Source organism: Alistipes shahii WAL 8301 (genome assembly GCF_025145845.1).
In the GTDB taxonomy this organism is placed as follows: Bacteria; Bacteroidota; Bacteroidia; order Bacteroidales; family Rikenellaceae; genus Alistipes; species Alistipes shahii.
In genome coordinates, this window is the sequence record NZ_CP102253.1 from 168,193 (window position 1) to 189,617 (window position 21,425).

At 57.2% G+C, this 21,425-nt stretch carries 15 protein-coding genes; 8 read left to right on the plus strand and 7 right to left on the minus strand.

Going from position 1 to position 21,425, the window contains the following annotated elements:
* The first annotated feature begins 6 nt into the window (after positions 1-6).
* The 7 genes from NQ492_RS00815 to NQ492_RS00845 all read left to right on the plus strand — a co-directional run bounded on the left by NQ492_RS00815 (position 7) and on the right by NQ492_RS00845 (position 9,916).
* Positions 7-2,547, plus strand: a complete 2,541-nt coding sequence (locus NQ492_RS00815) for a DEAD/DEAH box helicase (protein ID WP_044054139.1) — start codon at positions 7-9, stop codon at positions 2,545-2,547.
* 214 nt (positions 2,548-2,761) lie between these two features.
* Complete coding sequence (locus NQ492_RS00820) at positions 2,762-2,992, plus strand: hypothetical protein (protein WP_138265192.1); 231 nt, start codon at positions 2,762-2,764, stop codon at positions 2,990-2,992.
* A gap of 132 nt (positions 2,993-3,124) precedes the next feature.
* Positions 3,125-4,027, plus strand: coding sequence for a DUF3945 domain-containing protein (locus NQ492_RS00825; RefSeq protein ID WP_259874112.1), 903 nt, complete (start codon positions 3,125-3,127; stop codon positions 4,025-4,027).
* Between the two features lie 5 nt (positions 4,028-4,032).
* Positions 4,033-4,473, plus strand: coding sequence for a DUF1896 domain-containing protein (locus tag NQ492_RS00830; protein ID WP_044054136.1), 441 nt, complete (start codon positions 4,033-4,035; stop codon positions 4,471-4,473).
* Positions 4,460-4,636, plus strand: a complete 177-nt coding sequence (locus tag NQ492_RS00835) for a hypothetical protein (protein ID WP_015546601.1) — start codon at positions 4,460-4,462, stop codon at positions 4,634-4,636. The genes NQ492_RS00830 and NQ492_RS00835 overlap by 14 nt, the downstream gene beginning before the upstream one ends.
* A 27-nt stretch (positions 4,637-4,663) precedes the next feature.
* A complete protein-coding gene (locus tag NQ492_RS00840; RefSeq protein ID WP_259873445.1) occupies positions 4,664-6,577 on the plus strand; it encodes an N-6 DNA methylase in 1,914 nt (637 codons plus the stop codon).
* A 201-nt stretch (positions 6,578-6,778) separates the two neighbouring features.
* Positions 6,779-9,916 carry a helicase-related protein gene (locus tag NQ492_RS00845; protein ID WP_015546600.1) on the plus strand — a complete coding sequence of 1,046 codons (3,138 nt, stop codon included), beginning with the start codon at positions 6,779-6,781 and terminating at the stop codon, positions 9,914-9,916.
* A 51-nt stretch (positions 9,917-9,967) separates the two neighbouring features.
* On the opposite strand, the gene NQ492_RS00850 is transcribed toward NQ492_RS00845, so the two are convergent.
* From NQ492_RS00850 to NQ492_RS00875, 5 genes are all read right to left on the minus strand, one after another.
* Positions 9,968-10,315 carry a hypothetical protein gene (locus tag NQ492_RS00850; protein ID WP_015546599.1) on the minus strand — a complete coding sequence of 116 codons (348 nt, stop codon included), beginning with the start codon at positions 10,313-10,315 and terminating at the stop codon, positions 9,968-9,970.
* The gene (locus tag NQ492_RS00855; RefSeq protein WP_138265195.1) at positions 10,312-10,611 is read right to left on the minus strand and encodes a helix-turn-helix domain-containing protein; all 300 of its coding nucleotides are present in this window, start codon (positions 10,609-10,611) and stop codon (positions 10,312-10,314) included. Before NQ492_RS00855 ends, NQ492_RS00850 begins: the two co-directional genes overlap by 4 nt.
* 346 nt (positions 10,612-10,957) lie before the next feature.
* A complete protein-coding gene (gene rd / locus NQ492_RS00865; protein WP_044054135.1) occupies positions 10,958-11,695 on the minus strand; it encodes a rubredoxin in 738 nt (245 codons plus the stop codon).
* A 170-nt stretch (positions 11,696-11,865) separates the two neighbouring features.
* Positions 11,866-13,605, minus strand: coding sequence for a TonB-dependent receptor (locus NQ492_RS00870; protein ID WP_015546597.1), 1,740 nt, complete (start codon positions 13,603-13,605; stop codon positions 11,866-11,868).
* A gap of 2 nt (positions 13,606-13,607) precedes the next feature.
* Positions 13,608-16,586 (minus strand): tetratricopeptide repeat protein, encoded by a 2,979-nt coding sequence (locus tag NQ492_RS00875; RefSeq protein WP_044054133.1) that lies wholly within the window; start codon positions 16,584-16,586, stop codon positions 13,608-13,610.
* Between the two features lie 111 nt (positions 16,587-16,697).
* Here NQ492_RS00875 and NQ492_RS00880 point away from each other — a divergent pair, with 111 nt between their 5' ends.
* A complete protein-coding gene (locus tag NQ492_RS00880; protein ID WP_044054131.1) occupies positions 16,698-17,105 on the plus strand; it encodes an OsmC family protein in 408 nt (135 codons plus the stop codon).
* Between the two features lie 48 nt (positions 17,106-17,153).
* Here NQ492_RS00880 and NQ492_RS00885 read toward each other — a convergent pair whose 3' ends face one another.
* A complete protein-coding gene (locus NQ492_RS00885) occupies positions 17,154-18,392 on the minus strand; it encodes a TolC family protein (protein WP_015546595.1) in 1,239 nt (412 codons plus the stop codon).
* A complete protein-coding gene (locus NQ492_RS00890) occupies positions 18,389-21,421 on the minus strand; it encodes an efflux RND transporter permease subunit (protein ID WP_015546594.1) in 3,033 nt (1,010 codons plus the stop codon). Before NQ492_RS00890 ends, NQ492_RS00885 begins: the two co-directional genes overlap by 4 nt.
* Between the last annotated feature and the right edge of the window lie 4 nt (positions 21,422-21,425).

Sequence of the window (21,425 nt, forward strand, 5' to 3'; positions counted from 1 at the left end):
TGGAAGATGACAGCTGCAAATCAGATAGCCCAAACGATTATTTCGGATTCATATTTTCTAAAATTATACAGAGTGTGCGTTGAACGTTCTGTTTTGCGCACATTGAATATTGACACCGAAGAAAAATATACCGAAAAAGAAATTCGCGACTTATTGCGATTTGCAGACTTATTATCGACCTCTTCTATCTCGGATGCGCGTAATTACGCATATAAAATCATTACCTATCTAAATCCTTACTACAAGGATAATGTGTACTATCACACCGTTGCAAAAGCTGTTTATAGTAACTTGGGCAATTTCCCCGCTATATCTTATTTAGAAGCCGACAATAATAACACCTCTAATTTGCCGTTCGATCGCTCGGTTCAGAATGAAGCAAAAAAACTTATACAGGAAGTTCCCGATGGCGTAGGGCACGTTTTTACGGATATTCAATACGATTTGTTTTCGAAATTGATTTCATCACGCGAATTCAGTTTTTCCGGGCCGACTTCTATGGGAAAGTCTTTTGTCATCAAAGCGTTCCTGCGATGTGCAATTCAAAATACACCGCAGGAAAACTTTATCATATTGGTTCCAAGTCGTGCATTGATAAATCAATACGCCATTGAACTGAAATCTGAAATGGGAGCATTGTTGGAAACCAATAATTATAAAATAGTCACCAACTCAAATATCGCGGAGCTGCCAATAAATGAACAATGCAATTATGTTCTGATTCTTACGCCCGAGCGTTTGATCAGTTACATATCGCAGGAAAAGAATCCTTCGATAGGTTTCCTTTTCGTGGATGAAGCGCACAAATTAGCACAAACGGAAGACGCCCGCAGTATAACTACCTATACGTCTATTGAAAAAACGCTGAAAAAATATCCGGATATAAAACTTTATTTTGCCTCGCCCAATGTCTCCAATCCTGAGATCTTATTATCCATGTTTCGAAATGGAAAGGCAGAAAATACTTTTAAGACGCAAGAAACTCCAGTTGCACAAAACTTATATTTCATAGATTTATTAGAGAAGGAATTATCCTATTGTTTGAATGATGAATTCATACCGATAAATCATCCGGTATTGGCAGATATTTCGTCCATCAATGATGTATTGCTTCGCTTCGGACAACGTAGCAATTTGATATATTGTAATGCGAAATCAAAAGCAATTAGTTATGCGAAAGAACTTGCGGCGACCATAGAATGCTCCGACAATAAAGCGTTGAAGCGAGCGGCGTCTATTATCAGAGCTTATATACACCCCGATTACTACCTTGCAGACTTGGTTCAAAAAGAAATCGCATACCATTTCGGAAATATGCCGCAATTGATCCGTAATTTGATAGAAGATTTATATCGAGACGGTCATCTGAAATATATTTTCTGCACTTCAACTTTGCTGGAAGGTGTAAATATGCCCACGCAAAATCTATTTATTTTAGATGATAAAAAAGCGAAGAAGATTTTAAGACCTATTGACTTTTGGAACTTGGCAGGTAGAGCAGGACGTCTTGCGAAAGAGCTTCAAGGAAATGTGTTTTGTGTTAAACATGGAGATGTAAGTTGGGATAAGCCATCATTTTTCAAGGAAAAAGATATACAACTCGTACCAACAATATACGAAAGAATCGACCATAATCTGAAAAAGATTGAGAAGATTATTCAAGAACAAGAGATTTCTGGAACAGATATAGAACAGAACATATTGAGATATATAGCCAATATCATTTGTATAGATACACTTGAACCTAAGAATGGGTATAAAAGCCCTATAATAACAGCTTTAATAGAACGAAACAAAACGAAGATTATTGAATTGGCCAAATCTAAATCGGCTCAAAATGAAACGCCATATTTGATATTGTCTGCGAATGAATCAATAGAACTGAAGACCCAAAATAGCGCATATAAACAGTTGAAATATTTACATGCTCAAAAGCGTAATATATTATTGCCGGCACAAATCAACTATCCCAATATTTTAGAAACATTAACAAAACTATATAAACTATATAGTTGGAATGACAAATATCTCGGGAAAGAAAATTCGCTGAAATATTTTGCCATGTTAATGAATAAATGGATCAACAATAGTAGTTTGAACCAAATTATCTCGGAATCTATTGACTATTTCCATGACCACAATCGGAAACTTCGAATAAATAATGGTGATTTGGTTGATTTTGATAAAAATGACAAAACACATATAAATGCTTTAATTGGGAATATTATAGATGAAATAGAGATTGTTCTTCGATTTCAGCTTGAAAAATATTTCAATCATTATCATATGATGGTTAAAAATATTTTGGGAGAAGATAATGCCGGAGAAAATTGGGCGATGCTTTTAGAGTATGGAACTCAAAACAGAGAAATAATCGCTTTGCAAAATATGGGATTGTCGAGATATTCTGCACAAAAAATTTTCAAGGAGTGCAGAGGTGCATTTATTTCAGAAAATGGACAACTTAAAAAAGTAGATAAACACAAAGTATTATCCAAGCTCCAAAAGGATTCAATAGAATATATCGAAGCACAAAAGTTGTTGTGACTAATATTGATGAAAAATTTATCAAGGAGTAAATTTCAAGAGATTAGCATCCCTATTCGATAAAGATATTTTTACATTAAAGTATGCCATTTTCTGCCAACCCGCGCCTCTTCCCGCCAGAAGGGGCGCCTTTGGTGTTATGAACTGAAAAAGGCTTTATCTTGGCGGAGGATTTTCACCATTCATTCAATTTATTCATTTAATTATCTGCATTATGGCAAGAGAACAGGAAAAGCTATCGAAGGACGTGCTGGCCGTCCTCGACAAAAAGACGAACGATCTGCGTCTGGTCAGCGAAATGAACGAGCAAACGGGAGAGTTCAACACCGTGAGCACGGCTCCGGGCGATCGGCGCAGAGCCCTTTCGTTCGACAGCCGAACGGTTTTAGGAACCTTTTTCGAAAACCTTCGCAACCAATACGGACGCCCGTCCGACCTGGGCTGAAGTTTCTTCCGGATCGGAATCGAAAAACTCGACCGTATCCTCGATTCCATCATCCAAGTCCGCGAAGGCAAGGATCAGGATGGCTCCCTGGCCAAAGAGGTCTCCAACTACGAACTCAACAACGAGGGGCGTATCGCCAAGTTCGCTGACCGTTATAAGTTCGAGGAACGGGAACTTCCGTGGGATCAGATTCAGGCGTTGGGTCTGAACAAAGAAATCCTGCTGGAGAATCAAAGCATGGGCGACATCCTCAAGGGACGTATTCCCAACAAACTGGTGCCGCTCAAACATAAGATGGACGGCCGCTGGGTCGATCTGGGCCTCGGTACGATTTCACCGATCCGCGACGATGCGGGCAATGTCCAACTCCGTATCTTCACACGTCTGGACGAGCCGCAGTACAAAATATCGCCGTATAAGGAGCTTTTCACGGACAAGGAGATCGAGCGTCTTGAAACCGACGGGCATCTGGGTTCCACCAAGAAAATGAAAGATTTTACCTCGGGCCGCGAGTGCGAGTGTTATGTCAGCGTCCATGAGGCGACGAACCGCCTGACGACGCTTCCGGTCGATGCGCTGACGCTCCCCACCCGAATCTACGGCAAAGAGATCGGCGACGACATCGAGGCGCTGCGCTCCGGCAAGGAGATCTTCGTCGAAGACATCCACCTCAAGGACGGTCGGGTCATCTCGGGCCATGCACGCGTGGACGCCAACCGCGGAGACGTGGTGTTCCGCAACGACAATAATCCGCATCTGCGCATCCACGATACGGTTTTCGGAGTCAAGGTAAGTGCAGACATTCAGGCGAAGCTGGCCAACCACGAGGTCGTCTTCATCCCCGGCATGAAAGTCGGCGGCAAGACGATCAGCACCGACCTTCGTTACAGCGACACGGGCCGGCCCCTGTTCGGCAACAACGCCCGCAATTACCGTTCGCGTCTGGGCGAGGAGAACCCGCGTCCGCGCCAGCGCGTCCGCCGGCGTCTTCCGTCGCTTCCCGGCGCACAACCCAAAGGCATGAAAATCGGTTAGCCATTATGAAACGACACGTAGAAGAGAAAGAGTTGCCGTACTTCGCGGCAACTCTTACCGCTTATTTGCGCGAAAGCCATCCTGAACTGCTCCCCGACAAACACTTCATCGCCGAGCGGAGCGACCATGCGGCCCAGACCTATGAACGTGCCGTTCGCAACGGCAACAGCGTCTACGAGGCTCTGGAACTCTCGAACGCCGTTCTGTACCAAGACCTGCGTTTTTCGAAATACGATGCGATCTTCGAGGTCGTATCGGAATGGTTCCCGGAGGTCGCAGCCCGGCAGCGCACCGCTTTCTGTCTGAAACTGCTTCCCGTCTGCGAAGAGGTGTTCGAGATGTACGACCTGACCGACGACTTCGAGAGCAGCCCGTCCTATAAAAATCTTCTATTGGAACTCACCGGACTCATCCAAACCCACATCGAACTGCATGGCATACAATAAAAGAAAACATCTGGAGGCGAATATCGCCGCCCTGCGTATCGCTTTCGCATCACCGGCAGTACTGTCCCCACAGCAGCGAGACGCCCTGGCTGCGTACAGCGGCTTCGGAGCGTTGAAATGCGTCTTGCAGCCGGCCGCTGCGGACGACGACCTCACGCAATGAAAGACAGACCGGGAACTCTTCCCGCAGGTGAGGGAACTGCACGAACTGCTGCGCCATTATGCCGGCAGCGAACAGCGGTATAAAGACCTCGTGCAGAGCATGCGCAATTCTACGCTGACGGCATTCTACACTCCGCCGGCCATCGTGCGTGCGCTCGCCGAGACGCTCCGGGATGCTGGCGTCGTTCCCCGGCGGTTGCTCGACCCCAGCGCCGGGGCCGGGATTTTCCCTTCGTCGTTCCGGGAGACCGCCGACGGCGAAGTCGAAATCCTCTCTTTCGAGAAAGACCTGCTGACCGGACAAGTGCTCTCCACACTGGCCCGGGAACGAGAGCAGGTCATTATCGACGGTTTCCAAACCATCGAAACGGCCTATGACAGTTATTTCGACGTAGTAACGTCCAATATTCCCTTCGGTGATACCCGGATCTTCGACGCATCCTTTCGGAAGAGCGACGACCCGGTTCGACGGCAAGCGCTCAAGGCCGTTCACAACTATTTCTTCATCAGGGGTCTGGATACGCTCCGCGAAGGCGGCATTCTGGCGTTCGTCACCTCGGCGGGCGTCATGGACGCTCCCGGCAACGAACCCGTCCGTCGCTATCTGATGGAGCATGCGCGGCTGGTTTCGGCCGTGCGGCTGCCGAACAACCTCTTTACGGAGTATGCCGGCACGGAAGTGGCCAGCGATCTCATCGTCCTTCAGAAATGGAGCGAAAAGCGGGAGCTTACCCCCGACGAGCAACGCTTCGTCAGTTCGTCCGAGATCGGCAACGGAATTTACCTGAACGACTACCACCGGGATTTCAAGCACGCGATCCATACGACGTTTTCGCATGAAAAAGGTCTCTATGGACAATCCTCTCTCGTACTGCACTACGACGGAGGCCCGGAACGGATCGCCGAGCGGCTGCGCGGAATCCTCGCACATGATTTCGCAACCCGCCTCGATACCGAACGATATACGCAATATCTCCGTCCACACCATATCCCGCAGGCGCAAACCGTGCCGCCGACCGCCCGGAGGCAAAATCGGGTCGCGGCTCCGCAATCCGTGCCGACACCGGAGCCGGCATCCGTTGCACCGACTCCGGAAGTACCGGCTCCGGCCGCATCGCTTTTCGGCAGCGCTGCCGCCGTTCCGATCGCCCGCCGTCCGCTGGGACAGCGGCGGGCCGGGCGCAGAACGGATACGACCGGCATGTCCGATCTCTTCACGCAGGGGAATCTGTTCGCACAACCGGCGGAGGCAGCGGAGGCTACGGATGCCCCGGCAGCAATCGCTGCGCCGGCTTCGGAGAATAAAGATCCGCGGCCCTTTACCGGCACGATGCTTCCGCACTACAAAGAGCGGTCGTTGGTTCTGTTCGAAGGACAGGTCGGGCGTCTGGGCGGCCTGACACGACAGGGCTGTACGTTCCATCCCGAAGAGCTGGGAACCTTGTCCCGATACCGGGCCGAACGCTATATCCCGCTGCGGGATACCTACCAGCTGCTCTACCGGCTCGAAATGCAGAACGAGATCGAATACAAGGGCCTGCGGCGCAAACTCAACGGATGTTACGAGAACTTCACGGCTCTGTTGGGCGATCTGAACAAGAAGGAGAATGCCGCCTTCATCCTGAACGATCCCGGCGGGCGGGAGGTGCTGGGGCTCGAACGTTTCGTCGAAGGCCGAAAACAGCTCTCCGACATCCTCCGACGCCCCGTATCGTTCGACCCTAACGAGATCAAACACGTCGATACGGCGGCCGAAGCGCTGGCTGCCTCGCTCAACAAGTTCGGACGGGTGGAGTTTCCCTATATGGAGTCGCTCGCATCGCGTTCCCGGCAAGAGCTGACCGACGAGCTGGGCGATCGCATTTTCTACAATCCGATGGTCAAGGGGTATGAAATCCGCGAACGGCTCGCGGCAGGGAATGTCGTCGCCAAAGCCGAATGAATCGAAAATTACCTCAAGGAGAACCCCGACGACGATGCCAGCCGCCGTTCGCTCGCGCTGCTTCGTGAGGCCGCACCCAAACGCATCGAGTTCGAGGAGCTGGATTTCAACCTCGGCGAGCGATGGATACCGACCGATATTTACGAAGGCTTCTGCGAGCATTTCTTTCAGGTGCCCGTATCGGTAAGCTATTCGGCGAAGATGGATGCCTTCGGCATCGAGAACCACGGGTACAGCCCTCTGATCTCCCAGAAATACGTCGTCAAAGGAGACTTCGAGGTCTACGACGGTATGGATCTGCTGCATCATGCCATGCTCAACACGCTGCCCAACATCAACAAGGACGGCGGCAAGGACGAACACGGCAAGACCATCCGGATTCCCGACTTCGAGGCCCGGCAGAAGGCCGACACGCTCATCACCGAAATCCGGCAGGTGTTCGTCGAATGGCTGCATGCGCAGCCCGACGATTTCAAGGAGCGGCTGACCGATCTCTACAACCGCAAATTCAACTGCTATGTCCGTCCACGCTACGACGGCAGCCATCAGCAGTTTCCGGGGCTCGACCTGCGGGGGCTGGGCATCGACGACCTGTATCCCAGCCAGAAGGATGCGATCTGGATGATCAAGCAGAACGGCGGCGGCATCTGCGACCACGAGGTCGGTACGGGCAAGACGCTCATTATGTGCGTCGCAGCGTATGAGATGCACCGTCTGGGACTGGCCCGCAAGCCGATGATCATCGGTATCAAAGCCAACATCCACGAGATCGCCCGAACCTTCCGCACGGCCTATCCCAATGCCCGTCTGCTCTATCCCGGCAAGGAGGACTTCACGCCGGAGAACCGCCTGCGGATCTTCAGCGACATCAAGAACAACAACTGGGACTGCATCATCCTTACGCACGAACAGTTCGGCAAGATACCCCAGTCGGCCGAGGTGCAGCAGCAGATTCTCCGGCAGGAGATGGACGACATAGATGAAAATCTGGCGTCCTACGAAAAGCAGGGCGGACATGTGGACGGCTGGATTCTGCGCGGTCTGGAGAAGCGCAAAGAGAATCTGGATGCCAAGCTCCACGAGTTGCAGGAGACAATCGACGCGCAAAAGGACGATACGGTGGATTTTCAGCAGATGGGAATAGACCATCTGTTCGTCGATGAGTCGCACAACTTCAAAAATCTGATGTTCAACACCCGCCACAGCCGCGTGTCGGGACTGGGAAATACCGACGGCAGTAAGAAAGCCACGAACCTGCTGTACGCCATCCGCACTATTCAGCAACGCACGGGGCGCGATCTCGGCGCGACGTTCCTTTCGGGAACGACCATCGCCAACTCCCTGACGGAGCTATATCTGCTGTTCAAGTATCTGCGTCCCAAAGAACTGGAGCGGCAGGATATTCCCTGCTTCGATGCGTGGACCGCGGTATTCGCGCAGAAAACATCGGAGTTCGAGTTTTCGGTGACCAACGAAGTGATCTCCAAAGAGCGTTTCCGCTATTTCATCAAGGTTCCGGAGCTGACCATGTTCTACAACGAGATTACCGACTACCGCACGGCCGCAGACGTGGGAATCGACCGTCCCGAGCTGGACGAGGAGTTATGCCAGATACCTATGACCGACGATCAACAGGCGTTTTTGGACAAGCTGGTGCTCTTCGCCAAGACGGGCGATCCCGAACATATCGGACGCGCCGACCTGAGCGACGGGGAGGTCAAAGCCCTGATGCTGTTGGTGACGATGTACTCCAACAAGCTCTCGCTCGACATGCGGCTGATAAGTCCCGCGTATGCGGATTCACCGGGCAACAAGGCCAGCCGCAGTGCCGCCAACATCGCTGAATACTATCGGCGATACGAAGATCAGAAAGGCACGCAGATGGTTTTCTGCGACCTCTCGACCTATAAGCCCGGCATCTGGAACGTCTATTCGGAGATCAAACGCAAACTGGTCGAAGACCACGGTATTCCGGCGCAGGAGATCCGCTTCGTACAGGAAGCCGCGAGCGACAAGGTGCGGCAGGCGATGTTCGACGCCATGAACGAAGGGAAAATCCGGGTGCTCTTCGGCTCGACGCAGAAACTCGGAACGGGAGTCAATGCCCAGAAACGAATCGTCTGCATGCACCACCTCGACATTCCGTGGCGGCCGATGGATCTGGAACAGCGCAACGGCCGCGGCGCACGGAAAGGCAACATAGTCGCCAAGGAGTATGCCGGCAATAAAGTCAAAGCCTATGTCTATGCCGTTCTGCGCACGCTCGATGCCTACAAATTGAATCTGCTGCACAACAAACAGCAGTTCATCGATCAGCTCAAGCGCAACCGGTTAGGTGCGCGGCGGCTGGACGAGGGGGCCATCAGCGAGGATTCGGGGATGAACTTCGCGGAGTGGATGGCCGTGGTGTCGGGAAATACCGACCTGCTGCAAAAAGCCAAGCTCGAAGGCAGGATCGCGGCGCTGGAGAGCGAGCAGACGATCTTCATGCGCACCCGGCATGAGGCGCAGAGCCAACTGCAACGCTACACGGCGGAGATCGGACGACGGGATACGATGCTCGAACGTCTGAAACGCGACTGGGACTATATCAACGAGGTGGCGCCGCCGGACGCCAAAGGCAAGCGGGCCAATCCCCTGCGGATCGACGGCGTGGAATCCGCGGATATTGTCGCCCATGGTAAACGCCTCGTGGAGATCTACCGCACCGTAAATACCGGCGACGATTACCAGAAAATCGGCACGCTGTTCGATTTCCGCATTCTCGTCCGCACCGAGCGAATGCAGAAAGACGGGCTGGCGCTCACGGTCAATAAGTTCATGGTCGAAGGGTTGGACGGCATCAAGTACACGTTCAACAACGGGCATCTGGCTGCGGAACCGAAAACCGCGGCGACGAACTTCATCCGGGCGCTCGACACGATACCGTCACTGATGGCGACCTACGAGAAAGAGAAAAAGCAATTCACCCGCGACATTCCGACCTTCGAGCAACAGATCGCAGCCGTATGGCCCAAAGAGGAGGAGTTGAAGCGGCTCAAGGCCGAGGCAGAGTCGCTGACTCGGAAGATTCAGCTCGACATCGCACAGAAGCAGCAGGAGATGCAGGCGAAAACAGCAGATAACGGCAGTGAGCCGAAGATCGAAAACGCGGAGGTGGTGGACGAGGCCGCCAGACCGTCGAAGGCAGAGCCGCTTTCTGCGGCATCCGGGAACCAAGAAGAACCGCCGGAAGAACGGGAGCACGTCGTGTCTCCGCCCGAATCGGACTTTATTCGCAATCATATTCTTCTCGTGCGGCCCGCGACAAACGTGAAGGCCAAAGGGCCGAAGTTATAAAAAAGCGAGGCTGTCTAAAATTTGTTAGGCAGCCTCGTTGAATTTGAGTGGTTATTCCCGATCAATCGTAATCGCCGTATCCGGCACTGCTTGTTCCATTGTCTGATAGAAAATACGCTTACTCTCCTGCATGTCTTTCAGATTGATGAAATCCAGTACATTATAATATTGCTTGCCATCCTGATCCTCGACGGGACAGAGTTTTCCGCGACGTTTGTATTTCTCGACGAAATCCGGATCGAGTCGGATGAGCTGGCAGACTTCCTCCTGCGTCATCGAAAGAGAAATACGGCGCTCCCGGCAGACATGCTGCAATACGAGGAGCATGTTCGAGGCTTTCATGTGGCTGCGAACGAGCAGAGCGAATTTGCTTCGCTCGATAAGAATCATCTTTTTCATGACTTCTTTACTTTATTGGTTGATGTGGTGTTGGGTTCATTCCGGAGGGCTTCGAGAACGCGCGATCTGCTGTAATAGATTTTGCCGCCGTGCTTGACATAAGGGATCGTGCCGTCGCTTCGACGACGGGAGAGGGTACGGTCGGACATCCGGGTAAGCATGCGGACTGCCGGAGTGTCGATCAGGTCATCGGGTAAAGGTCGAGAATTGTTTTGGATGAGTAGTTCGAGACGATTGAATCGTCGCAATACCAGACGTAACAAACGCAGAGTCGGATTACCTTTCAATGGCTTCATTACAATGATCGTTGGTTAGACGATGCAATGATAGGAAACATTCCGATAGTAATAATTTAGTTAAAACAGGCAACTAAATAATCAACCCGCTCGTAGCACAAAAAAGCATATCCGAGTTGGATATGCTTAAATAGTACTTAATGCTTTTATATTCGTTAATTTGCTTATGTAGAATATTTTAACTATCTTTGTCGTGAGTTCTTGGATATATTGTATAAGGGTGCAACAAAATGTAAGACTTCCGTCACCAATTCGTAACCCTTGCTCTTTTCAATAAAAATACCGTTCTGATTTACAGAACGGTATCTCGAAAACAGTCAGCCCCGGTGGCGCGGAGGTTTTTCGTTTACTCCTCGACAGCCTCGAAGTCGGTCTTGTAGAGTCCGCAGATCGGGCAGGTCCAGTCGTCGGGAATCTCCTCGAAGGGCGTCCCCGGCTCGATGCCCGTCTCGGGATCGCCCTTCGCCGGGTCGTAGACGTAGTCGCAGGCCGTGCACTTGTATCGCTTCGGGATGCAGCGGTCGGCGACCTTTTGCCAGTCGATCAGCTCCCAGAACGCCGCCAGAAAATCGGGACGACGGTTGCGGTAGTCGATGTAATAGGCGTGCTCCCAAACGTCCACGGTCATCACCGGACGCAGTCCGTCGGTCATCGGGTTGCCGGCGTTCAGCTTGGCGACGATCGACAGTTTCCCGGCCTTGTCCATTGCCAGCCACGCCCATCCGGAGCCGAACAGCCCCACGGCGGCCTTGGTGAACTGCTCCTTGAAAGCCTCCACCGAACCGAACGCCTCGGTGAGTTTGGCGGCCAGCTTCGCGGGCATCGGCTGCTGCGCGGGAGTCAGCATCCGGAAAAAGAAGGTATGGTTCCAGGCCTGGGCGGCATTGTTGAAAATGCCCCCGTCGGCCTTGCGAACGATCTCGTCGAGCGGCATCTCCTCGTAAGGCGTCCCCGCGATCAGGTTGTTCAGGTTGTTCACATAAGTCTGCAAATGCTTTCCATAGTGGTAATCGAAGGTCTCTTTGCTCATCTTCGGAGCAAGCGCTTCCGGTGCATAGGGAAGCTCGGGCATTGTATGTTTCATGGTCGTGTGAATTAAATTCGCTCCAATATAGCGAAATTTCCGGTCGGTTCTTCCCGACAGCCGAAAATGATCATCAATTAAACGAATTGTCGTCTTTCGCGAGGGGCAAAAAAACGGGGGCTTTTCGAAAAAGCCCCCGTTCCGGAAAACCGCTCCCGGCGGAAACGGTTTCAGAAATTGGCCTTGACGCCCACCGTGAAATTGGCTCCCAGTTCGGGATACCAGGGGTATTCGTACAGGCGGCGGTTGACGAGGTTGCGGCCCTCGGCGAAGAACGTCACGCGGCCCGAAACCTTCCAGTCGAAATTCACCCGCAGGTCCACGCCGAAGGGCGCTTCGAAAGACGGACCACAGACCGGTTCCGAAGCGTCGGTCGTAGCCGAAAGGTCGATCACCGTCCAGCGGCGCACGCCCTGCATCAGCGCCTTCACCCCGAACGAGACCTTGCGGCCCTCGTAGGCGACGCCCACGTTCCCGGCGAACGACGGAGCGCCGTTTTTCAGGTCCGTCTCGTCGTTATAGAGGTAGCCGTGCACGCCCAGGTCGAATTTCAGCGCGCTCACGGGCCGGAACTCGATCTCGCCGTTGAACGAAGTGACGGTCTGCCGCGCCATCACAGGGACCAGAACGCCCTGAAAAACCTCCGAAAAAGCAGGATCGTCCGACAAACTCCGGTACGTGGTCCAGAAAAGATGGTTGTCGCGGACCGACACCCCGGCGTAGACACGGTAGTCGAAGCGGCTGCGCCAGAGACTGCCGCCCAGTCCGAGACGGAAATTGTAGTCCACGGAACTTTTGTCGAGCCACGTCGAGGAGGCGACATAGGGATTTTCCTGCGTCAGCGCCCGGAAGTCGTTCGGCGTCACCGCGCCGTCGGCCTCGAAGAAGGGTTTCAGCCCCGGCGTTCCGAGGTTGAAATCGAGCCGGGCGAAAGGAATGACATAATTTTCACTCTTCACGAGGTTCGAGGGTTCTCCTTCGAACTCGGTCCGGTCGCGGTAGTAGTCGGCCCCCACGTCGAAGCGCACGACCCCGCCTGCGAAACCGTAGCGCAGGGCGGCGTGGATCAGCTGCTGGCTGCTGCCCTCCAGCGATTTCTGCCCGGACCGCAATTCGTATCCCGCTTCGAGCGAGAACCTGCTGCGGCCGAATCCCCGGGCGATCTTCGCCCTGGCCCCGAGTGCGGTCTGCCGGGCCTTGTCGCCGTAATCCGGCCACTCGGAGTGGTCGAAGAACATCCCCCCGCGCAGGGCTATTTCAAAGTTCGTGCGGCTCAAGTCCTGAAAATTGTCGCCGAAACGCACCGCGACGTTCGCATCGCCGTAGTCGTTCATCCCCCCGATCCCGAGGCCCGCACCGTCTCCGTCGGCCCAGGCCCCGTAACGGTGATACATCCGGTTGTCGTAGTAAATGTCGCCTTCGAGGATGTGCCGGCCGAAATACTTGCCCGCGGCGGCCCCGATGCGGTTGAACATCCGCGTCGAATTGTTCTTCACCCCGAAATCGTTTTTAATATCGGCGTACCGCCCCTCGTGGTTGACGTACCCCACGACGTAGCCCGTCGACGGATTCTGCGACGAGGCGTAGAAGTCCAGCACCGAGTTGAGCGGATACCCCGCCCCGGCCTTCAGGTAGAAGGGCAGCGGGCGGTTGAACTCCCAGTAGGTCACCGTCGCGGGGCGGATCGGACGCGGCGAGAGCGTCGTGCGCAACGACAGCGGCGTAATGGTGTAGTCGATTTCGGGGCGCATGCGCGCCGTGTCGGTCATGTCGGGCTGGACGGCCAGTTTCGAGGCGCTCTCCACCTTCGGGACATAGGCCTTGGTCACTTCGACCTGCTTTTCGACCTGCGCCGCAGCCAACTGCGGCAGCACCGCCGCGAAGGCGGCCACTATCAGCATCTTCTTCATCGTCAGTTGAGTTTTGCGATTCGCGCCTTCGCTTCGTCCACGATGCCGTCGTCGGCAGGCGAATAACCGTCGGCGACACTCTGCCACGTTGCCCGGGCCTGGAAATTATCCCCTTTCTTCACATACACGTCGCCCAGCAGGATAAAGGCCTTGGCCAGCCAGTAGGCCTGCGGCTCCCGTTCGGAGAAGGCAAAGACCTCCTTTTCGGTCTTGTCCATGTCGCCGCTCCCGAACGTGGATTCGATCACGTAATAGGCAGCCTCGGAACCCTCTTTCGTGCGCACGTCCTTCGCCAGTTCGCGGTAGAGCTTCACGGCCTCGTCGCGGCGGCCTTCGGCGCGCAGCTGCCCGGCCCAGGCGTACTTCGCTTCGCGGAGCGCCGCGGCCCCCGCATCGTCGTGCCCGCAGACGTCGGCGGCCATCGCGGCGATCTTCGCCCCGTCGCCCCCGGCCACCGTCGCACGCACATAGCCCTTCATGGCCTCCTCGCGGCCCGTTTTGGTCGGCGCGGCGTCGTAAAGCCGGCGGTAGGCCGAGGCGGCCTCGTCCCAGCGTTCGTCGGCATAAGTCATCTCGGAGAGCTTCTCCAGCACGGCGACCGTGTACTGGGTCGTCCCCCGGTCGGCGAGCGCCGTGAGCGTCTCGATGGCCTCCCCGCGCTCGCCCGAGCGGAGGTAGCAGTCGCTCAAATAGTAGAGCGCGTCGGTTAGGTAATACCCCTTCGGATAGCTCTGCACATAGCTGCGCAGCGACTTCGCGGCAGCCTCCTGCTGTCCGTCGAGGTAGAGTTTCTGTGCCGCGGCGAACGACAGCGAGTCGCGCGAAAGGGCCGTCAGGTCGCTCTCCAGTCCGGCCTTGGCGGCGTAGTCGAAATAGGCGTCGGCGTCGCCCTGCGAAACGTAGATCTCGCGGATCGATTGCATCGCGCCCCTGGCTTCCGAGGAGTGGGGCGACGCCCCGACCACCCGATCGTAATACTTGAGCGACTTTTGCTTGTCGCCCAGATTCAGGTAGGCCAGCCCGAGGTCGGACAGCGCCTGCGTGCAGCGCGGCGACGACGGATAGGCGGCCACGAACTTTTCGAGCTGCGCGGCGCCCTCGGCATACTTCTCCTGCGCGATGTAGCTGCGTCCCAGCTCGTAGGAGGCTTCGTCGGCATAGTCGCCGCCCGAAGCGGCGATCTGCCGCAGGGCCTGCTGCTTCTGGTCCGTGCGGCCCAGGATGCCGAGCGTCACGGCCCGTTTGTAGCGGGCGTACTGCTGTTCGGGCGTCGCCAGGGCGATGGCTTTGTCATACTCCCCCACGGCCTCCTCGAAACGGCGGTCGGAATAGGCCGCGTCGCCCAACCGGTTGTAGGCGTCGGCGCGGTAACGGTCGCGCGGCGACCAGGCGGCGAGGAACTTTCGGAACGAAGCCTGCGCCTGCCCCAGGTCGTTGCGGTCGAAGGCGCAGTAACCGAGATTGTACCACGCCAGCGCATACTCCCGCTCGGTGCGGGGCGCACGCTTCAGGTAGGCGTTGTATTTGGCCGCCGCCACCGGGTAGTCGCCCTGTGCGAAGGCGATTTCACCCTGCCAGAAGGCATTCAGCGCGGTGTACTTGGGGCTGACGTTCACCGCGGCGGATTCCGTGAGGTAACGCTGCGCCGCACGCATGTCGCCCGCCTTGTAGGCCTCCAGAGCGCGGAAATAGGTGATCTTCTGCAACGCCGCGCGGATGTCGGCGTCGCCCGAGGGCATCTGTTTGATGGCCCTGTACGCGGCATCGTAGTCGCGGGAGTTGTAGTAAGCGGCGATCAGCAGCGCACGGGCCTCCTCCGCACGCGGCGACGAAGGATAGCGTTCGACATAGCGCGTCAGCACGTTGATCGCGCCGTTGAAGGCGCCGCCGCCCAGTTCGTACTGCAATTTGGCGTAGTTGAACAGCGCGTCCTCGGCCACCGTCGCGTCGAGCGACTCGTCGGAAGCCATCGCGAAAGCCTGCATCGCCGACTCCTTGTCCCCGGCGCGCAGGTAACAGTCGGCCAGGTGGTAGGAGGCGTTCTGCGTCAGCGCGTCTTCAGCGCCGCACGCCTTGCGCAGCCACTCCGCGGCCTCCGCATAGCGGGCCGTGCGGTAGAGCGAGAAGCCCTCCAGGTAGCTGGCGTCGCGGTCCATCTCCCCGCCGGCCTTCCGGAAAGCCGCGAGGTGCTCCAGCGTCCTGTTGAAATCCTCCAGCCGGAACCACGATTCGGCGACCACGCGCTCCAGCTCGGCGCGCCGCTCGGGAACGGCCCGGCGGGCCAGCGTCTCGCCGTTTTCGACCACATAGCGGTAGTTGCCCTCGCGGAACTCGATCTGCATGAGGTAATAGGGAACCACGTCGCGGTAGGCGTCGCTGCGCAGAAGCGCCGTGAAGGCCTGCTTCGCACGGCCGTAACGCCCTTCGGCGTAGTCGATATAGGCCTTGTAGTAACGGGCGTGATCGGCGTATTCGCTGCGGCTGCCGATGCGGTCGAAATAGTCGTACGCCTTCCGGTAGTCGCCCCCGGCGAACGCGACGTAGCCCATGCGGATGTCGTACTGCTCGCGGCGCGGCGCGCTCAACGCCTTGTAATCGGTCTGCGCGAAAGCCTCGCGGGCCTTTTCCATGTTCCCCGCGGCGCAGTAGAACGAACCGAGTGCGAAATGCACGTCGTTGGCGTAGACCGATTCGGGATAACGCTCCGCGAATTCGCGCAAGGCCCCTTCGGCATCGGGGCTGCCCAGCTCCACGGCGCAGGCGGCCAGGTAAAAATCCGCCTCCTGGGCCAGCAGGCGGTCCGAAGGCGTCAGCGCCGCCCTGACGCGCAGGAATTCCTGCCGGGCGTCGCTCCAGCGGCCGTAATCGAACAGGTCGCGGGCGCGCCCCGCGAGGGTCTCTATTTCAGGCCCGGCAGCCTGCGCGCCGAAGGCGCACGCCGCAAGGGCAAGGGTCAGCAATGAAATCCGGAATTTTCGCATATGCATTGTTTCACTAAATACGGGCAAATATACGAATTTTTGCCCATCCGCACACTACCAAAGGAACGGAATTTGCCCCTGGGTTATTGTTGAACACAAAAACCGAAATCCATGATTGAAAAAGTAACTTTACAGATGTCCGAAAACGGGAAATTCCGGACCGAAAACGGCACCGGATGCGACGCGATGAATCCCAAGACCCTGATGCTCTACGCCGCGGCGCAATGCTCCGCCCAGACGGCGCTGATGATCATGCAGAAAGAGCGCATCACGCCCAAACGCTTCGAAATCAGCTTTTCGGGCGATTTATCCGCCGAGACGGTTCAATCCGAAAGCGTATACCGCTCGTTCCATGTGGTTTACAACGTCGAATGCAGCTCCGAAGACGACCAGGCGAAAGTCGGCCGCGCACTGGAACTGACACACGAAAAGTACTGCGGCATGGTGCAGATGCTGCGCAGGATCGCACCCGTGTCGCGCGAGATCGCCGTGGTCAGCACCCAGCCGGCGAAGGCGTAGAACGCCCGGCGGCAGGAAAAAACGGCGGAGAGATTCTCCGCCGTTTTTCTATTGCGCCGTGATGCGCTGGTAGTCCGACACCGCCACGGCATAGTTGTAGTGCGCCCGGATGGCGTTCGAATAGAGCTGAATCCAGCTCAGCTGGGCTTGCAGGACGTCGAGGATCGTCGCCAGGCCTTCGCCGTAGGAATAGGTGCTGATGGAGAGGTTCTCGCCCGCGATGCGGAGGCTCTCTTCCGAGGCGTCGACCTGCGCGCGGCTCTGCACGAGGGCCGTCCAGCCGTTCATCTCCTCGCGCACGATGTCGTCGTGCACGAGCGCGGCGTTCCACTCCTGCTGCAACTGCACGGCGCGCGCGGCCCCCACGGCCCGGCGGCGTTCGCCCCAGTGGAAGATCGGCACGGAGAGTTTCACGAAAGCCGATCCGTCGACGTAGGTCGCACCCGTGCTGTTGGGGTAATAGGGCTGCCACATGCCGCCGACACCCACGCTCAGCTGCGGATTGAACGGCGCGCGGACGGCCCGGATTCCCGCCTCGGCCTGCTCCGAGCGCAGCCGTGCGGCGGCATAGTCGGGACGCCGCTCCAGCGCCTCGGCCGCCACGACCCGTCCGGGCATCGGCAGCGAGTCGCGGATGTCCTGCGCGAGCTGTACGCCGAGCGCGGCGTCGGTTCCGCGGAGGATGTTGAAGTTGTGGAGCGCGACCTCGTAACTCTGCTCGGCGCTCACGAGCGAATATTCGGCCTCGCTCAACCGTGCGTCGATCATCAGCACGTCGCCCTTGGCGATATAACCCTCCGAAAAGCGGCGGTCGACGACCTCCTTGAGCGAACGGATGATCGCGACATACTGCCGCATCGAGGCGGCATAGAGTTCCACGGCCGAGAGGTTCCAGTAGGCGTAGTCGGCGGCATAGCGCACGTCGAGGCGCGAAAACTCCTCGTCGCACAGCGCGATGCCGTAGTCCAGTTCGGCCTGCCGGGCCGCGGCCCGCACCGCACCGCCGCCGTAGACGGTCTGCACCAGCTGCGGCAGGAGGCTGAACGTCCAGCGTTCCACGCCGTCGAAATGGCGCACGGTCGCCGTGAAACTGCCGTCCATCGCGAGCCGCGGCAAGTAGCCCGTGCGGGCCTGCCCCGCCGTCTCGGCCGCCGCATCGCTCTTCGAGGCGGCGATCTTCAGCTGCCAGCTGTAATCGGCGACGGCAGCGCGGTAGTCGGCGAGCGAAGTCTGCCCCAGCACCGGGACGCAGAGCCAAAGGGCGATTATCGAAACTGTTATCTTCATGGCTTGCGGATATTGTAGAACAGCGCGTAGACCACCGGCAGGACGCAGACCGTCAGCAGCGTGGCGACCAGCAGTCCGCCCATGATCGTGGCGGCCATCGCGCCGAACATCGAGTCGAACAACAGCGGCAGCATGCCCAGAATGGTCGTTCCCGAGGCCATCGCCACCGGGACGATACGGCTGCGCGTCGCAGAGGTCAGGGCCTCGTAGGGGTCTTTGCCCGCGGCCCGCAGCACGCCGATCTGCTCGACGAGCACCACGGCGTTCTTGATGTTCATGCCGACGAGTCCCAGCAACCCCAGCAGGGAGAAAAAGTTGAACACCTTGCCCGTGACGGCCAGTCCCAGCACCACGCCGATGAAGATCAGGGGGATCATCAGCAGAATGACGACCGGCTCGCGGTAGTTGCGCAGCAGCAGCAGCAGGACGATGAGGATGAGCACCAGCGTCAGCGGCATGTATTCGGCCAGCGCCTCGTTGGACTCCTGCTGGCTCTCCTGCTCGCCGAAGACCTTCATCGAGTAGCCTTCGGGAAGTACCACGGCGCGGTCCACCGAATCGCGCAGCGCGGCGAACAACTGCATGGTGTTGACCCCGCGGCCCGGGTCGCATTGGGCCTTCATCACCCGCTGGCGGTTGAAACGCTTGATGACGCCCGGCCGGAAATCGAAACGGAATCCGTCGGTCGCCTGCTCAATCGAAAAGACCTTGCCCGAAGGATTGAAGATCGGCAGGGCCTGCAAATTGGTCAGGTTATACGAACCGATGTTCTCGTCTTTCAGAAGGATCGGCATGAACTGGTCGCCCTCGCGGTATTCGCCCAGCGTGTAGCCCTGCGTGGCGATGGTGATGCCGCGGGCCATCTGGCTGCGGGTGACGCCGATGCGCTGGCCCTTCATCTGCGAGTAGACCGGCTGCCACATCGGCACGCGGTTGCCCCAGCCGTTGCGGATGTTTACGGCTCCGGGGGTGTGCCACATCACCTCTTCGGCCCGGGCCGCGAGACGGCGCAGCGTGTCGACGTCGTCGCCGATGAAGCCGAATTCGATGGCCGCGTCGGGCACGGGCGAGAGCTTGAAGAGCGACGAGCGCAGCCACACGTCGGGAAAATTCGCGGTGACATAGGCGTTGAAACGCTCCTCGACAGCCTCGGTCTGCCGCTTGTCGTGCAGTTCGACGAGGATGTTGCCGAAATTGGGACGCATCGAGACGCTGCTGCTGGCCAAGTAATAGCGCGGCGGCGTCGACCCGAGCGTCATCGAGACGGTCTTCACCTCGGGCTGCGCGCGCAGCCACTCCTCCATGGCGAGCAGATTACGCTCCGTATCGCGGATATTATACCCGTCGGGCAGCAGCACGTCGGCCCGGAAATAAGGTTTGTCGAGCGACGGAAAGAAGTTCTGGGGCATCAGCCCCATGACGACCAGCGACAGGACGAACAGCCCCGCGACCGTCGCCGTGACGGCCCACCGCCACCGCAGCAGGGCGGCCAGCAGGCGGTCGAAGGCGCGGTAGAAGCGCGTGTCGTAGGGATCGCCGGCGACAGGTTTCACCTTGAGCATGAAATTGCCGAACAGCGGCGTCTGCGTCAGGGCCAGCACCCAGCTCAACAGCAGCGAGAGGGCCAGCACGACGAACAGCGGCTTGACGATCTCGGCCACCGACGAGGGGGCGAGGTACAGCGGCAGAAACGAGAATATGGCGATCAGCGTGGCCCCCAGCAGGCTCCACCGCGGGGCGTTGGCTCCGTCAACGACGGCGCTACGGCGTGCCACGCCCCGCAGCATGGCCTGTTGTGCATTGTCGGTGACGACGATGGCGTTGTCGACGAGCATGCCCATCGCGATGATGAAACCGGCCAGCGAGGTGCGGTTCAGCCCCTCGCCCAGAAATTGCATCAGGAGCAGCGTGCCGCCGATCGAGAAGAGCAGCGAACTGCCGATCAGCACCCCGGCGCGGAAGCCCATGACGAGCATGATGATCAGAATGACGATCGCAACCGACTCGGCGAGGTTGAGAATGAATGTGGAATTGGCCTCCCGGGCGATGCGGTTCTCGGGATAGAGCACCGTCAGCTCCATGCCCAGCGGCATCTGCCGCGTGAGCGAAGCCAGCAGAGATTCGATCTCCGCACCGGTCTTCACCACGTCGACGCCCTCCTCGGTCGAGACGCCGATGCCCACGGCGCGGCGGCCGTCGACGCGCATCATCGTCTGCGGCGGCTCGGCGTAGCCCCGCTCGACGCGGGCGATGTCGCCCAGGCGGTACTGTTTGCCCGAAGAGGAGATCAGCAGCTGGTCCGAAAGGTCGTCGAGCGTCTTGTAGGTTCCGTCCTCGAGAATCTGTATCTGGAGTTTTCCGGCCTGCTTCTCGCCGCTGTCGACGATGGAATTCTGCTGGCCGATGGTCGCGACGATAGTTTCGGGACGGATGGCGAAATTGGCCAGCGTCGCCATGCTGACATAGACGTTCACCACGGGCGTCTGTTCGCCGTAAAGGGCCACCTTCTGCACGCCGTCGACCGTCACGAGCGCCGTTTTGAGCCGCTGCGCCCAGTCGCGCAGTTCGGACCAGGTGAAGCCTCCGTCGACCGAAAGCCCGTAGTAGATGCCGTACACGTCGCCGAAATCGTCGGCGACGGTCACCGCCGAAGCCCCCGCGGGCAGGCGCGGCTGGACGTTGAGCACCTTGCGGCGCAGTTCGTCCCACAATTGCGGAATTTCGGAGGCGGGTGTGGCCGGGTCCAGTTCGACCTGTATCTTCGAAAGCCCGTAATAGGATTCCGAAGTGATTTTATGCACGCGGCGCATCGACTGCACCTCGCGTTCGATAGGCTCGGTGACGAGTTCTTCGACCTGCTGCGGCGTAGCCCCGGGATAGGAGCAGACCATCGACGCGATTTTGATCACAAAGGCCGAATCCTCTTTCTTTCCCAGCGTGGCGAAGCCCAGCGCTCCCCCGGCCAGCAGGACGAAGAGGAAGAACCAGATCACCTTGGCGCTGCGCAATGAATATTCGGGCAGGTTCATGGCG